We start from the raw sequence: 13,895 nt of genomic DNA on the forward strand, positions 1-13,895 counted from the left end.
TCAGTCGGCCAGCCCGCGCAGCAGGTCGTTGATGGACGTCTTGCCGCGCGTCTTCTCGTCGACCTGCTTGACGATCACCGCGCAGTAAAGGGAATGCGAGCCATCGGCGGAAGGCAACTGCCCCGAGACGACGACGCTCCCCGGCGGCACGTAGCCGTAGCTGACCTCGCCCGTCGCGCGGTTGTAGATACGCGTGCTCTGGCCGAGGAACACGCCCATGCCGATCACCGAGTGGTGGCCAACGATCACGCCCTCGACGACTTCGGAACGCGCCCCGATGAAGCAGTGGTCTTCGATGATGGTCGGCGTCGCCTGCAGCGGCTCGAGCACGCCACCGATGCCTGCGCCACCGGACAGATGGCAGTGCTTGCCGATCTGCGCGCACGAACCGACCGTCGCCCACGTATCGACCATCGTGCCTTCGCCGACGTAGGCACCGATGTTGACGAAGCTCGGCATCAGCACGACGTCCTTGCCGATGTGGCAGCCACGACGCGCGATCGCACCGGGCACGACGCGCACGCCGAGCTTGCGGAACTGGTTCTCGCCGAAGTCCTTGAAGCGCGCCGGCACCTTGTCCCAGAACGGCGCGGGCTGCGACTCGATGACTTCCATATCCTGCGTGCGGAAGTAGAGCAGCACAGCCTTCTTCAGCCATTCGTTGACCGTCCAGCCGCCCTTGCCGTCCGGTTCGGCCACACGGAATTCGCCGGACTCGATTCGATCCATGACCAGGTTGACCGTGGGACGCGTCGAGCCGTCGATCTCGTCGACGGTCAGCATCGTGCGGCGTTCCCACGCACTGTCGATCATGAACTTCAGCTCATCACGACCCGGGCCCTTCGGCGCGGCCTTGCGGCGCGTGGTCTTGCGGGCGGCGGTTTTCTTGGCCGTCGGGCTCATGGGCAATCTCCGTCGAGGCAGGCGAGCAGCACTTCGCGCAACGCCTGCTGGTGGGCTTCATCAAGGGGTGCGTCGGTGCCATCGGGCGCCGCACGCGTGATCTGGAAAACGTCTTCGGCCCGCTCGCCGAATGTGGCGACGCGCGCATCGTGCACACGCATGCCCTGCTCGCGCAGCACCAGCGCGACATCCGCCAGCAGGCCGGGGCGGTCGGTGCAGACGAGGCTCATCACCGTGCGCGCGTCGAGCCGGTCGAAGCCGACCTGCGGCGCGATGCGGAAGTGTTTGAGGTGTCGCGGCTGCGTGCGCCGCGCGGGGCGCAGCTCATCAAGCGGGCCGGCAAGCACGTGTTCGAGCCGACGAGCGACGTCTTCAGGCGTCGGCTGCGTGCGCGCGTCGGACGGCAGCACCTCGAAGCTGTCGAAGACGCGCGCTTCGGGGCCGTCGAGCACGCGTGCTTGCGCGATTGCGAGTCCCAAACGATCGAGCGTGATTACGATCGCGGCGAACAGTCCGTCGCGATCCGGGGAATGCACGAACACTTCGAGAGCGCCGGCATCGCCGAGCGGCCGCACCGCCACGGCCGTCTCCCGTGCACCGAGCGCGAGAAGCGTTCGTGCCTGCCACGCGACCTGGTCGGGCCGCGCGCGCTGGAAGCCGACATCGGGCATGTGCGCGAAGGTCGCGTCGATCGCGGGATCGTCGAGGGCGTCCGCGCGCAGGAGATCCGCGGCCGCAGCGCGTGTTTCGCGTGCGCGCTGGTCGTCTGCCAGCGGGTTCTCGAGGCCGCGGCGCAGTGCAAGTCGTGTCGCTGTGTACAGGTCGGCGAGCAGCCGGTCCTTCCACGCGTTCCACAGCTTCGGCGAGGTGCCCGCGATGTCGGCGCAGGTCAGCAGATAGAGCAGATCGAGCCGTTCGCGATCGCCGACTTTCTGCGCGAAGCGATGAATGACGTCCGGATCCGCGATGTCCTGCTTCTGCGCGGTCACCGACATCAGAAGGTGTTGCGCAACCAACCATTCGATCGTCGCAATGTCGCCTGCGGGCAGCTCCATTGCAGCGCCGAATGCGCGCGCGTCAACGGCGCCGAGTTCGGAGTGATCGCCGCCGCGACCTTTCGCGATGTCGTGAAACAGCGCCGCGAGCAGCAGCAGTTCGGGCTTGCGCAGGCGCGGATGTACCTCGTGCGCGAGCGTGAAGCGTTCGTCGTCTCCGCGAACGAACGCTGCGATGTTCGCCAACACGGCGAGTGTGTGTTGGTCGACCGTATACACATGGAACAGGTCGAACTGCATGCGACCCGAAACGTTCGCGAACGCCGGGATCCAGCGGCCGAGCACGCCAAGCCGCGCCATTCTCGTAAGCGTTCGCACCGGCTGCGGGCCGCGAAGTAGCGCCATGAACGCTGCGCGCGCGGTCGTCGGGGCGCGATCGAAGGCCGGAATGTCGTCGAGGAACTCGGCGAGAGCACGCGCCGTGTGCGAGTGAAGGCCTCGAATCCCATCTTCGCCTTCCGGTCGCGACGCCCATGCGGCGAACAATGCGAACACGTCGTCCACGTTCGACGGCCACGACGGCGCGGTCGCGGCCAGATAGCCGCGTCGCAACTCGAACGCATCGTCGATCGGTTCGACCGCCCCCTCGCCTTCCAGTTGTTCCTCGAACCGCTGCAGCAGGCGTTCGCCGATGCGCTGCACTAGGCCGGCACTGCGATAGAACATCTGCATCATCTGCTCGACCGCGAGTGCGCCGGGCGCGTCGACGAAGCCGAGCCGCGTCGCCAGCGCCTTCTGATGATCGAAGCGAAGGCGCTCCTCGCGACGGGCCGCGACGAGATGCAGGCCGAACCGCAGCCGCGCGAGGACATCATGCTGTCGCTCGAGCGTGGCGTGCTCGTCGGCGCCGAGCTGACCGAGCGTGGTCAGCGACGAGAAGTCGCCGGTGTGCAGCAGACGCAGTGACATCCAACGTAAGGTCTGAAGGTCGCGAAGGCCGCCGGGTCCCTCCTTGAGGTTGGGTTCGAGGTTGTCGGCGGTGTCGCCGAAGCGCGCGTGCCGATCGCGCAGCTCACGACGCTTCGCATCGAAGAACGCGGCAGGCGGCCACGTGCGCGAGGGATCGGCCGCGTCCTGCAATCGCGCGACGACGGCGCCGCCCGCCGCAAGCATGCGCGCTTCCAGCATCGACGTGAGGATGGTGATGTCTTCAGCCGCGGCGCTGGTGCATTGCGCCGACGAACGCACGGCATGGCCAACCGGCAAACCCGCATCCCACAGCAACGTAACGAAGTGCGCGATGGACGCGGCATATGTCGACTGGGCCTGCTCTCCGAGCATCACCAGCAGATCGACGTCCGACTGCGGATACAACTCGCCGCGCCCGTAACCGCCTACAGCGAGCAGCGCCGGAATCGCGTCACCGTCGCCGCTGTGCACACCGACCGCGCGATGCCATGCGGATACAACGATTGCATCGACGCCCGCAGCGCGTTTCGCGATCAGCGGCCTGACGTCGACATTCGCACCGCCTGCATCGAAGGAAGACGCGAGCGACGTCGCGAGTTCGGCAAGACGCATGCGCGCCGCCGCGATCCACGCGGCGTCCGGCGCCTCATCGGTGACGGGCCACGCGGCGTCGAGGGCCGCGGCATCGCTCATAGGTCGTTGTCGTCGCCCGGAACGCGCGTAAGGATCTCGACGCCGTCGTCGGTGACCAGCACGGTGTGCTCCCACTGCGCTGACAGCTTGCGATCCTTGGTCACCACGGTCCAGCCGTCCGGCAGCACCTTCGTGTGGCGCGTGCCTTCGTTGATCATCGGCTCGATAGTGAAGGTCATGCCCGGCTTCAGCACGAGGCCCTGTCCCGGCTGGCCGTAGTGCAGCACCTGCGGATCTTCGTGATAGATCCGGCCGATGCCGTGGCCGCAGTACTCGCGCACTACGCTGAAGCGCTCGGCCTCGGCGTAGGTCTGGATCGCGTTGCCGATGTCGCCGAGCGTCGCGCCCGGCTTCACGACGCGGATGCCGCGGAACATCGCCTCGCGCGTGACATCGACCAGCCGCTTCGCCATCACCGACGGCGTGCCGGCGTAGTACATGCGGCTCGTGTCGCCGTGGAACCCGTCCTTGATGACGGTGACATCGATATTGACGATGTCGCCGTCCTTCAGGACCTTGCCGACGCTCGGAATGCCGTGGCAGATCACGTTGTTGACCGACGTGCAGACCGTCTTCGGGAATCCCTTGTAGCCGACGTTGGCCGGAATCGCGCCCTGCACCTTCACGATGTGGTCGTGGCAGATGCGGTCGAGCTCCTCGGTGGTCACCCCGGGTTTCACATGCGGCGCGACGACCTGCAGCACCTCGGCGGCGAGGCGTCCGGCGACGCGCATCTTCTCGATGTCTTCGGGGGTTTTGATGGTGATCGGCATCCCGCCATTATGCCGCGCCACGCGAAGGCCTCGTGCCGGGCGCACGGAATGAAGCAGTGCACGCCTGCTTTCTCGGTGGGGGCCAATCGGCTGGCGGTTTCCAAGCCCTGACGCGGGGTCTCGGGATCCCGTCGGTTGCTCCAAGTCCACGTCCCCGTTACAATTTCCGGCTTCGCAGCCCATCGCGAACCGCCCACGCCGGGCGCAGGGCCCCGCCAATCGCGGATCCCGGGCGAATACACACCTGTCGCCATCGCCCGTGCCGGGGTGCCTCGAACGAGGTTCGGACACGGAAGCGACAGGGAGGCCCAACCCCGGAATCCATCGCCCGCATCGCCGGGTGGCCGCTTATTTCGTCGGCCGGGTTCCACTGCCTGGAGTTACTGCAATGCCCCAGATCACCATGCGCCAGATGCTGGAAGCCGGCGTCCATTTCGGCCACCAGACGCGTTACTGGAACCCGAAGATGGGCCCCTACATCTTCGGCGCCCGCGGCAAGATCCACATCATCAATCTCGAGAAGACGGTTCCGCTCTTCAACGACGCGATGAACTTCCTTTCGGGCGTCGCGCAGCGTCGCGGCATGGTCCTGTTCCTCGGCACCAAGCGCTCCGCGCGCGAGTCGATCAAGGAAGCGGCCGAGCTCTGCGGCATGCCGTACATGAACCAGCGTTGGCTGGGCGGTACGCTGACCAACTTCCGTACGGTCAAGCAGTCGGTACAGCGCCTGAAGGACCTCGAGGCCGCGGAAACCGACGGCACGTTCCAGAAGCTCGTCAAGCACGAAGTCCTGCAGCTGCGCCGTGAGCGCGAGAAGCTCGACGCGTCGCTCGGCGGCATCAAGGAAATGAACCGCCTGCCCGACGCGATCTTCGTGATCGACATCGGCCATGAAGACATCGCGATCAAGGAAGCCAAGAAGCTCGGCATCCCGGTCATCGCGGTCGTCGACACCAACTACGACCCGGAGCTTGTCGACTACGCGATCCCGGGCAACGACGACGCCATCCGCGCCGTGCAGCTGTACGCCCGCGCCGCCGCCGAAGCCGTGCTGGAAGGCAAGGCTGCCGCGCCGCAGGCCGCTGCGGTCCGCGAGGAAGACTTCGCTGGCGCCGAAGGTGCCGAAGGCGCCGAGGACCGTAAGGGCCCGCGCCGCGCTCCGGCCAAGAAGTCCGCTCCGCGCAAGGCCGATGCCCCGGCCGCTGCAGACGCCGCCGCACCGGCTGCCGCAGCAGCGCCGACCGCCGAGTAAGGCGTTCTACCCGGCGGCCACGCGCGACGTGGCCGCCGCGGTTTCGAGTTTTACGTGACAGCCGCCGTCGGCGCCTGCGCGTCGTCCCGCATTGCGGGGCACCTTCCCCATAAGAATGAGGTTACGTCCATGGCAGAGATCACTGCTTCCCTGGTCAAGGAACTGCGCGAGCGCACCGGCGCCGGCATGATGGAGTGCAAGAAGGCACTTACCGAGAACAACGGCGACATCGAAGCGGCGGCCGACTGGCTGCGCAAGACCGGTCTCGCCAAGGCCGACAAGAAGGCCAGCCGCGTCGCCGCGGAAGGCAAGATCGTCGCCGCGCAGACGGCCAAGACCGCGCTGCTGGTCGAAGTGAACTCCGAGACGGACTTTGTCGCCAAGGACGCGAACTTCCTGACGTTCGTTGACGCCGTCGGCCAGGCCGCCCTTGCCGCTAACGACGTCGATGCCCTGAAGGCTGCCAGGCTGCCGTCCGGCGAGACCGTCGAGGAAGCGCGCGCCGCCGTCATTTCGAAGGTCGGCGAGAACGTGCAGGTCCGCCGCATGGCTCGCATCGACAGCGACAACACGCTCGCCGCGTACGTCCACGGTGGTCGCATCGGCGTGATCGTCGAGCTCAAGGGCGGCAACGCCGAGCTGGCACGTGGCATCGCGATGCACGTCGCCGCGATGAACCCGCCGTACATCTCGCCGGCGCACGTCCCGGCCGAGTTCGTCGCGAAGGAGAAGGAAATCGCCCTCGCGCAGGTCAAGGACACCGGCAAGCCGCAGGAAATCCTCGAGAAGATGATCTCCGGCAAGGTCAACAAGACCATCAACGAGATCTGCCTAACCGGTCAGGCCTACGTGCTCGACACGAACCAGACCGTCGAGCAGGCCGTGAAGGCCGCCGGCGCGGAAGTCGTCAACTTCGTCCGCCTCGCCGTCGGCGAAGGCATCGAGAAGCAGACCGACGATTTCGCGGCTGAGGTGATGAAGCAGGCGGGCCTGGCGTAAGCGCCGCTTGTCATTGCAGTAACGAAAAGGCCGCGAGCGATCGCGGCCTTTTTCTTTTGGGTGTTGGCGGTCTGATCAGTCCTGCGACTGCAGTGCGCGCATCAGTGGTTGCAGCTGTCGTTCGTACGGCGCCCATTTCGGTACGTCGCGCACCTGGATGCCCTCGCGCACCTGCACGGCGCTCGCCGTTGCGACGCCTCGTTTTGACGAACGCGTATCGACGATCGACGGATCGAAATTCAGACCGCAGAACTCCGCGACCTCGCGCATCACCGCCTCAGGCTCTCGCGTGAGCCGCCCGTAGTCGACGTCGAGGATGCGCCCCGGAAACGCGCGGTGCCAATGCGCCATCAGGCGCCGGTACTCGCCGTGGAAGTGCGCAAGTTCTTCGAGGTCGTACGAATACGGATTCGCGTCGGAAAACAGCTCGCGCAGGTTCGAGAAGCAGGTTTCGACCGGGTCGCGCACCATGTGCAGGATTTTGGCCTGCGGCAGCGCCTTCGCGATGTAGCCGATGTTGAGGAAGTTCGACGGCAGCTTGTCGGTGAACCAGCGCTCCGATCCCAAGCGCCATTCCATGCGTTCGAGATAGTGCACACCGACCGGGGCAAGGTCGATGCCACGTGCGCGTTCGACCAGCGTCGCGTCGATGACGCCGCGACAGTGGTAATCCGTCGCGTATCGCATCGCGCCGGTGAAATCGTAGAGTTCGCCGACACCGTGCACATTCGGGTGACCCGCGAGCAATTGCTCGAGCAACGTCGTGCCCGAGCGGTGCATGCCGGTGATAAACACAGGACTGCGACCGGTTTCCGACGCCGATAACGTCGAGTCGCCGCCCCGCGCGTTTACCTGCATGAGCGACGACACGAGAGCTTCCGTGTCCGACGGGCGGTACGCGAGTGTCGAACGCTTCGCACGACAGGCGAACTCCAGCGCCTGCCATGCGCGGTCGTAGTCGCCGACGCGGTCGAGCTCCGCGTGCAACGCGAAGCCGAGGGTCGCCTGGTCTTCAGCGCTCAGCCCCGGGCGTTCCAGTGCCTGGACGATCTTCGGCGCTAGACGTTCGTCGTTCTGGCCGCCCTTCAGCGTGCAGCGAAGCCAGTAGAGCTGAGGCACGCCTGGCGCGCGACGCTCGCAACGGTCCAGATCCGTCGCAGCCTCAGCGAAACGGCCGAGATAGATCAGCACCTGCGCACGGGACAACAAGGTCGGCGGATAGTCGGGATCCGCGCGGCGTGCTTCGTCGAGGAACGGCATCGCCCGCTCGGCGAGATTGAGATAGCTGAGCTGTGCAGCGATCGCCAGAAGCACCGGAATCGGCACGCGGTCCAGCGGCCTCATCCGCTGCGCGCATTCGAGTAACGCCGCGCCCTCGTTGAACGTGCGCAGCCGCGCGACGAGTTCCTTCACGATTTCCGGCCGCGCGGGCTTCAACGCATTCGCGTCGATGGCGAACGATCGCGCCTGTCGATAGTGCCCCGCCAACGAGTGCATGTACGACAACTGCAGCAGCACGTCGGCGTCGTTCGGATTCAACGCGCGCAGGCGCTCAAACGCGTCGATCGCGCCCGTCCAGTCGCGCGCCTCGGCGCACGTTTCCGCATGACGACGGAGCGCCGCGCGGTTCGCCGGTGACACGGTCATACGGCTACGCCACGTTCCGCGAGCGCTAGTTGCAGCGGCTCCAGCGACTCGCGATAGCGCGTCCATGCTCCGACACCGCGGGCGTGGATGCCCTCGCGCACCTGCGAACTGCTCGCCGTCGCGACGGGCGTCGTGTTGTTCTCGATGCGTTCGCAGCCCTCTTCGTAGCCGAGGCCGCAGAACGACAACACTCGCTCCGCATGTTCGGCAGGGTCGGCGACGAGCGCCTCGTAGGAAACCGTCATGAAACGTCCCGGCAGTGCCGCCTCGAAGCTGCTGCGCATGGTGTCGAACCACGCGTACTGCGATGCGACCGTGGCGATGTCGTAGCTGTAACCGTATGCATCGCCGTCGAACAGCTCTCGCAGGTTCGAAAAACACGCGTCCATTGGCGAGCGCCGCAGGCAGAGGATGCGTGCCTCAGGGAGTGCGCGCGCGATCGCGGCTGCGTACAGGAAGTTGGCGGGGTTCTTGTCAACGACGACGCGGCCGCCATCCGCGAATGGCGCGATCGATCGTCGGTAATAGTCGCCCGTCGCGATCGGGTTCGCATCGGGCGGCGGCATGCGCGTGGTGCTCGGTGCGGTTAGGAACGTGTCGTGGCTTTCGCACAGCGCGGCGTGAAATGCATTGAGTTCACCGGCCGACCGCACGCGGCTGTGGTTGCCCAGAATCCGCTCGAGGACCGTGGTGCCTGTTCGTGGCATGCCGACGATGAATACGATGGGTGGCCGGGTCGCGTCGCCAGTCGGTGCGTCAACCGGCTTGACCAGTAACGCGTCCGCCGACCATGGCCGCAGGTCGAGCGACTTCGACTTCTTCCGCATGCCGGCGGCCAGCCATCGCCACGCGTCCTCCTCGCGCCCTGCCCGTTCGCACTCGCGATACAGAGCGTAGTGAAGGTCGATCGCGTCGGCTGAAGACGGCAGCGCGCGGTCCAGCGCCGCGCGAACCCGAGCGAGATGGCCCTCGCCGACCGGATGATGAAACGCCAGCGACCAGTGCGCCGGCGCGAAGGCCGGATCGATCCAGATCGCGCGCTCGAAGTAGGCCGTCGCGCGGTCGGCTTCCCCGAGATTGCGAGCCGCAAGAGCAGCGATGTATTCGAGGCGTGCATCCGGCGCGAGCTTCGGCCGAACCGCGTCGCAGAACCGCAGGACGTCCGCGTCGGCGCCGGCAAGGGAAAGATGTTGCGCGAGCACCGGCGCTTGGCGCGCTATGTCGTCGGAGTTCCAATCCGACTCGCTGATCAGGCTTCGGACGCGGTGGATCTCATCGAAGCTCAGCAGCCCGAGGGTTACGTAGCCGAGTTGCCGACGATCGCCGCTTGCAACCGTTGCATTCGCCGCCTCAAGCGCCGCAGCGCGCGCAAGTCGATAACGACCGCGGTGAATCTCGATGTCACATAGCGCGCGCCACGCCGCCACCGTGTGCGGCGCAGTCGAAACGAGCGAGAGAACGGCGACGCGCGCAGCGTCGACGTTTCCGGCTGCGAGGTACCCGTTGATACGTTTCCACTGACGATCGGCGTGCATTTTCCCTCCCCGACGCCGATCGTACCGCGAAAAAAAAAGCGGCCGCTGGTAGCGGCCGCCAAATGTTGCGGATCGAGAGAATCGAGAGCTTAGAAGTCGTACTGGACCATGAAGCGCACGCTACGCGGGGCCTGGAACGAGGTCGGGAGCAGGTAAGTATCGAGAACCTGACCGGTGCTCGCGTCCTGCTGCACTTCGCTGACGCTGGTGACCTTCTGCGAGTTCAGGACGTTGAACACGTCCATCTTGACCTGCAGGCCCTTCACGAACGCTGGGCGCCAAGCAAGATTCAGGTCGATGCTGTTGGTCCAGGGCAGACGGCCTGAGGTACCACGCGGCGAGCGGATGACGGTGCTGTCCTGCACGCCGCCGTAGCGCTCGGAGGTCGCGCAACGCATGAACGACGAGCCGTACGGATGCGGTGTGAAGTTCTGCGTGACGACATTGCCGTTCGCAGGGTTCAACACCGGCTCGGCCGGGTTGAGATCAAGCGTACCGAAACAGTTGAGCGGGCGACCCGACTGCACGATCAGGTTCGCGCCCATCGACCACTCGTCGTTGAACTCGTAGTTGCCGAACACCTTCAACGTGTGGCGGCGATCGTTCGGCAGATAGCCGAACGTGTCCACGGTCAGCACCTTGTAGTCGAAGTCCTGCGTCACGCTGGTGTCGGCCTGGCCGATGTCGGACTTGACGCCGCCCTCGGTGTTGCCGCGGCTCTCCGCCCACGTATACGAGGCCTGCAGGAAGAAGTGCTGGTACGTGAGGTCGGTGAAGAGTTCCAGCGCCTTGTACGTACGGCGGGCCTTCGGGGACAGCACATCGCCGGGCACGGTGGTGCTCTCGAGCGTACCGTCACCAAAGAAGTCGGTCAGGAACGTCGCGTCGGCACCCGGGTTGAACATGCGGCAGTACGGGAAGCCACCGCCCGGAAGCTCTGCCGTACGCCCGCCGCGGGTCCAGCTGCCGTTGGCCTGCTGCGTGAATCCAGCGGTATCGAGGATCGCCGCGTAGTCGCAGTTGTCGTCGATCGCCGTCTTCAAGTTGCGGTAGATGCCGCGCGCACCAACGTTCATGTGCGACGACACAGCTTTCTGGAAGCCCAGGATGTATTCGTCCTGGTACATCGGCTCGAGGTTGTTCGAAGCGATCGTGGCCGGGTTCTTCGGCGCACCGAACTCACCATTGATGTAGCTCAGCTGGCCGGCGGTACCAGCGCGCGGCGTCAGCCCGATCGGGGCGCCCGTGACCGGATCGACACCCGTGAACGTGAACTGCTGACGCGTGAACAGCGACGCGCTTGCACCACGAACGGCGACGCTCGGGGTCAGCGGAAGCGCGTAGCGGCCTGCGTTGCCGTAGACCTTGAACGTCGAATCGCCGTTGACGTCCCACGAGAAGCCGAGGCGCGGACCGAACTGGTTGCTGACCTTGACGTAGGTCTCGCCGAACCCGTTGCGGTTTTCGAACGTGTCCCAGCGCCCACCAAAGTACGCCATGAAGTTGTCGGTGATGTGCCAGTTATCTTCGACATAGAGCGCGCGCTGCTTCACTTCGACCGTCGAGCCCTGGGTCGTAACCTGCTCGCGCACGATGTCCTGACCCGTCGCCAACGTCGAGTAACGCCAGATGCGGCCGCCTTCGATCGACTGACCGGCAATGGACGTGTAGTCGTCGATGTCGATGCCGAAACCGATCTGATGGTCACCGAGCGTCCAGTCGCCGTCGACGCGGAACTGATCACGCTTGTCACCGGAATCGACGCGATCGATCGACGTGCCAGTGATGTTGCAAGTGCTCGTATACGTCCCCGTTACCGCACGACGAGCCGCAGTGCGGGCGTCGGTGATGACCGGACAGCCCGTGGCCGGCTGGTTGATGTTGCCGTTGTACACAACGTCCAGACCGTTCGCCGTGCGCAGATGCTCGCTACGCGAGAACTCGCCGTGTCCGTACAGGGCCGACAAGGTGAAGTTGTCGGTGAAATAGCCCGTATAGCGGAGAACGTAGTTATCGCCGCCCTGTTCGGAGAAGTCCGTACCGATGAGGCTACCGCGCGCAGTCACGCCCAGCGCGTTGCGATAGACGTCAGTCGCGATGTTGCGCTTGTCGGAGAACGTCGTGAACTCGAGGAGGTTCGAGTCGTTGATGTTCCAGTCGAGCTTGACCAGGTAGGACGGCTGCGTGCTGTGCTGCGTCGTATTGGTCGACGACGTGATGCTGCCGAAGGTGTCGAAATCCTGGCTGTTGTACTGCACCAGGCCGTAAGCGAACAGGCGGTCCTTGACCAGCGCGCCGCTCGCCCACAGCGAGCCAACGTAGCCGCCGGCGGTGTCGTGCGAGTTGTCTTCGCGGAACGCGCCATTGCGGTAATACACGTCGCGACGGTCCGCGCGCAGTTCGACGGGCGACCAGAAGACGTTGCCGCCGGCGTGGAAGTCGTTCGTACCGCGCTTCGTCGTCTGGCTGACCACGCCACCGAGCGAGCGGCCGAATTCAGCACCGTAACCGCCGGTCTTGACCTGCTGCTCGGCGATCGCCTCGAACGGCACCGACGAGAAGTTGAGGCTGCGGAACGAGTTGGTGATGTTGAAGCCGTTGACGAAGTACTGGTTTTCCGCGACCGACGAACCGCCGAAGGACGCCAGGTTGCCGAACACCGCGTCACCGCGGACGGTGCCCGGCGCCAGCAGCGCGACGCTGGTGGTGTCGCGCGGAACCGGAATCGCAGCGATCTGTTCAGCAGTCAGGATCGTGACGGACTCCGTCGACGACACGTCGATCGGGTTGACCGCACGTGCGCCGACGACGCTCACGGTGCCAAGCGTCGGCGAGCCGGCGTCGCCCGCGTTGGCGGCAGTCGTGCCCACCGAGGTGCCTACGCCCGCGTTCACGACGACATCGCGAGAGGTTGCGGCGCCGTTCGCCCCACGAATCTGGACGTGATACGTACCGGGCTGGAGGGAAGTCAGGCGGTACGTTCCATCAGCGCCAACCGTGACTTCACGGTGGAAGCCGGTGGACGCATTGTCGATTACGACGGTAGAGCCAGCGGCGGCGTTGCCGAACACCGAACCGGCGGCCTGCTGGGCCATCACGGGTCCGACGAAGCACATGCCGAGGGCCACGGTCAGCGCGCTGCGACGGAGCGCGCGGTTCATCTGAATTCTCTTTGACACGGAAAACGTCCCCTTGGTATCCCGCCGGACGGCGATCACGGCGACCATGACTTTCGCCACCCAGCGGGGTCAACCGTTAAGGGAACATTTACATCGTTTTGTGATGAACTTCACATTTGTCCAACAGGCTGCACTTGCCGACTCGCCGTTTTTTTTGTGCATCGCACCACGGCGCGTAAGAAAACCGTTAGCCCTTACAATTCCCGTCGCCCCGCACGGAAAACACCCAATGACCGACCTCGCCTACCGCCGCGTCCTCCTCAAACTGTCCGGTGAGGCGCTGATGGGGAGCGAGGACTACGGGATCGATCCGAAGGTCAGTTCGCGGCTGGCGCAGGAGGTCATCGAGGCGCAGCAGGCGGGCGCGGAGGTCGCGCTGGTGATCGGCGGCGGCAACATCTTCCGGGGCGCGGGCCTCGCTGCCGCCGGGATGGATCGGGTGACCGGCGACCACATGGGCATGCTGGCAACGATCATTAATGCCCTCGCGATGCAGGACGCGCTCGAGAAGCTCGGCGCGCGCTGCCGGGTCATGAGCGCGCTGAAGATCAACCAGGTCTGCGAGGACTACATCCGTCGCCGGGCCGTGCGTCACCTCGAAAAGGGCCGTCTGGTGATCTGCGCCGCGGGCACGGGCAACCCCTTCTTCACGACCGACTCCGGCGCCGCGCTGCGGGCCATCGAAATCGGTGCGGACGTGCTGCTGAAGGCGACCAAGGTCGACGGCATTTACGACCGCGACCCCAAGAAATTCCCGGACGCGACGCGCTTCGACTCGCTGACCTACGAGGACGTGCTGGCCCGCGACATCCAGGTCATGGACACGGCCGCTTTCGCGCTCTGTCGGGACGCCTCGCTGCCGATCCGCGTGTTCGACATGGAACAGCCCGGCCAGCTGCTGCGCATCCTGCGCGGCGAGCAGATCGGCACGCTCGTCCGCTCGGCCTGAC

Annotated in this window: 9 protein-coding genes; 3 read left to right on the top strand and 6 right to left on the bottom strand. The window is 65.5% G+C overall.

Annotation, left to right across the window (positions count from 1 at the left end; all coding sequences use genetic code 11):
- The 3 genes from dapD to map are packed head-to-tail and all read right to left on the bottom strand — an operon-like array spanning window position 1 to window position 4,333.
- Window positions 1-924 carry a 2,3,4,5-tetrahydropyridine-2,6-dicarboxylate N-succinyltransferase gene (dapD, locus tag ACVWWW_RS10765; RefSeq protein ID WP_456998750.1) on the bottom strand — a complete coding sequence of 308 codons (924 nt, stop codon included), beginning with the start codon at window positions 922-924 and terminating at the stop codon, window positions 1-3.
- Complete coding sequence (gene glnD / locus ACVWWW_RS10770) at window positions 900-3,560, bottom strand: [protein-PII] uridylyltransferase (RefSeq protein WP_027083550.1); 2,661 nt, start codon at window positions 3,558-3,560, stop codon at window positions 900-902. The genes dapD and glnD overlap by 25 nt, the downstream gene beginning before the upstream one ends.
- Complete coding sequence (gene map / locus ACVWWW_RS10775; RefSeq protein ID WP_027083549.1) at window positions 3,557-4,333, bottom strand: type I methionyl aminopeptidase; 777 nt, start codon at window positions 4,331-4,333, stop codon at window positions 3,557-3,559. Before map ends, glnD begins: the two co-directional genes overlap by 4 nt.
- Before the next feature lie 388 nt (window positions 4,334-4,721).
- On the opposite strand from map, the gene rpsB reads away from it, so the two are divergent.
- Window positions 4,722-5,585: a 30S ribosomal protein S2 gene (gene rpsB / locus ACVWWW_RS10780; protein WP_027083548.1), complete on the top strand. Its 864-nt coding sequence runs from the start codon at window positions 4,722-4,724 to the stop codon at window positions 5,583-5,585.
- A gap of 129 nt (window positions 5,586-5,714) precedes the next feature.
- On the top strand, window positions 5,715-6,584 hold the full coding sequence (gene tsf / locus ACVWWW_RS10785) for a translation elongation factor Ts (protein ID WP_027083547.1): 870 nt from the start codon (window positions 5,715-5,717) through the stop codon (window positions 6,582-6,584).
- 75 nt (window positions 6,585-6,659) lie between these two features.
- Here tsf and ACVWWW_RS10790 read toward each other — a convergent pair whose 3' ends face one another.
- The 3 genes from ACVWWW_RS10790 to ACVWWW_RS10800 all read right to left on the bottom strand — a co-directional run bounded on the left by ACVWWW_RS10790 (window position 6,660) and on the right by ACVWWW_RS10800 (window position 12,927).
- A complete protein-coding gene (locus tag ACVWWW_RS10790) occupies window positions 6,660-8,231 on the bottom strand; it encodes a tetratricopeptide repeat-containing sulfotransferase family protein (protein ID WP_051235316.1) in 1,572 nt (523 codons plus the stop codon).
- Window positions 8,228-9,766, bottom strand: coding sequence for a tetratricopeptide repeat-containing sulfotransferase family protein (locus tag ACVWWW_RS10795; RefSeq protein WP_051235314.1), 1,539 nt, complete (start codon window positions 9,764-9,766; stop codon window positions 8,228-8,230). Before ACVWWW_RS10795 ends, ACVWWW_RS10790 begins: the two co-directional genes overlap by 4 nt.
- Window positions 9,767-9,855: 89 nt before the next feature.
- On the bottom strand, window positions 9,856-12,927 hold the full coding sequence (locus tag ACVWWW_RS10800; RefSeq protein ID WP_027083546.1) for a TonB-dependent receptor: 3,072 nt from the start codon (window positions 12,925-12,927) through the stop codon (window positions 9,856-9,858).
- Between the two features lie 247 nt (window positions 12,928-13,174).
- On the opposite strand from ACVWWW_RS10800, the gene pyrH reads away from it, so the two are divergent.
- Window positions 13,175-13,894 (top strand): UMP kinase, encoded by a 720-nt coding sequence (gene pyrH / locus ACVWWW_RS10805; RefSeq protein WP_027083545.1) that lies wholly within the window; start codon window positions 13,175-13,177, stop codon window positions 13,892-13,894.
- Window position 13,895: the final 1 nt, after the last annotated feature.

The organism is Lysobacter sp. HA18 (genome assembly GCF_054057595.1).

Coding starts and splice junctions, on each gene's coding strand:
- glnD (WP_027083550.1), bottom strand. CDS start 3,560: ATGAGCGATGCCGCGGCCCTCGACGCCGCGTGGCCCGTCACCGATGAG.
- map (WP_027083549.1), bottom strand. CDS start 4,333: ATGCCGATCACCATCAAAACCCCCGAAGACATCGAGAAGATGCGCGTC.
- rpsB (WP_027083548.1), top strand. CDS start 4,722: ATGCCCCAGATCACCATGCGCCAGATGCTGGAAGCCGGCGTCCATTTC.
- tsf (WP_027083547.1), top strand. CDS start 5,715: ATGGCAGAGATCACTGCTTCCCTGGTCAAGGAACTGCGCGAGCGCACC.
- ACVWWW_RS10790 (WP_051235316.1), bottom strand. CDS start 8,231: ATGACCGTGTCACCGGCGAACCGCGCGGCGCTCCGTCGTCATGCGGAA.
- ACVWWW_RS10795 (WP_051235314.1), bottom strand. CDS start 9,766: ATGCACGCCGATCGTCAGTGGAAACGTATCAACGGGTACCTCGCAGCC.
- ACVWWW_RS10800 (WP_027083546.1), bottom strand. CDS start 12,927: ATGAACCGCGCGCTCCGTCGCAGCGCGCTGACCGTGGCCCTCGGCATG.
- pyrH (WP_027083545.1), top strand. CDS start 13,175: ATGACCGACCTCGCCTACCGCCGCGTCCTCCTCAAACTGTCCGGTGAG.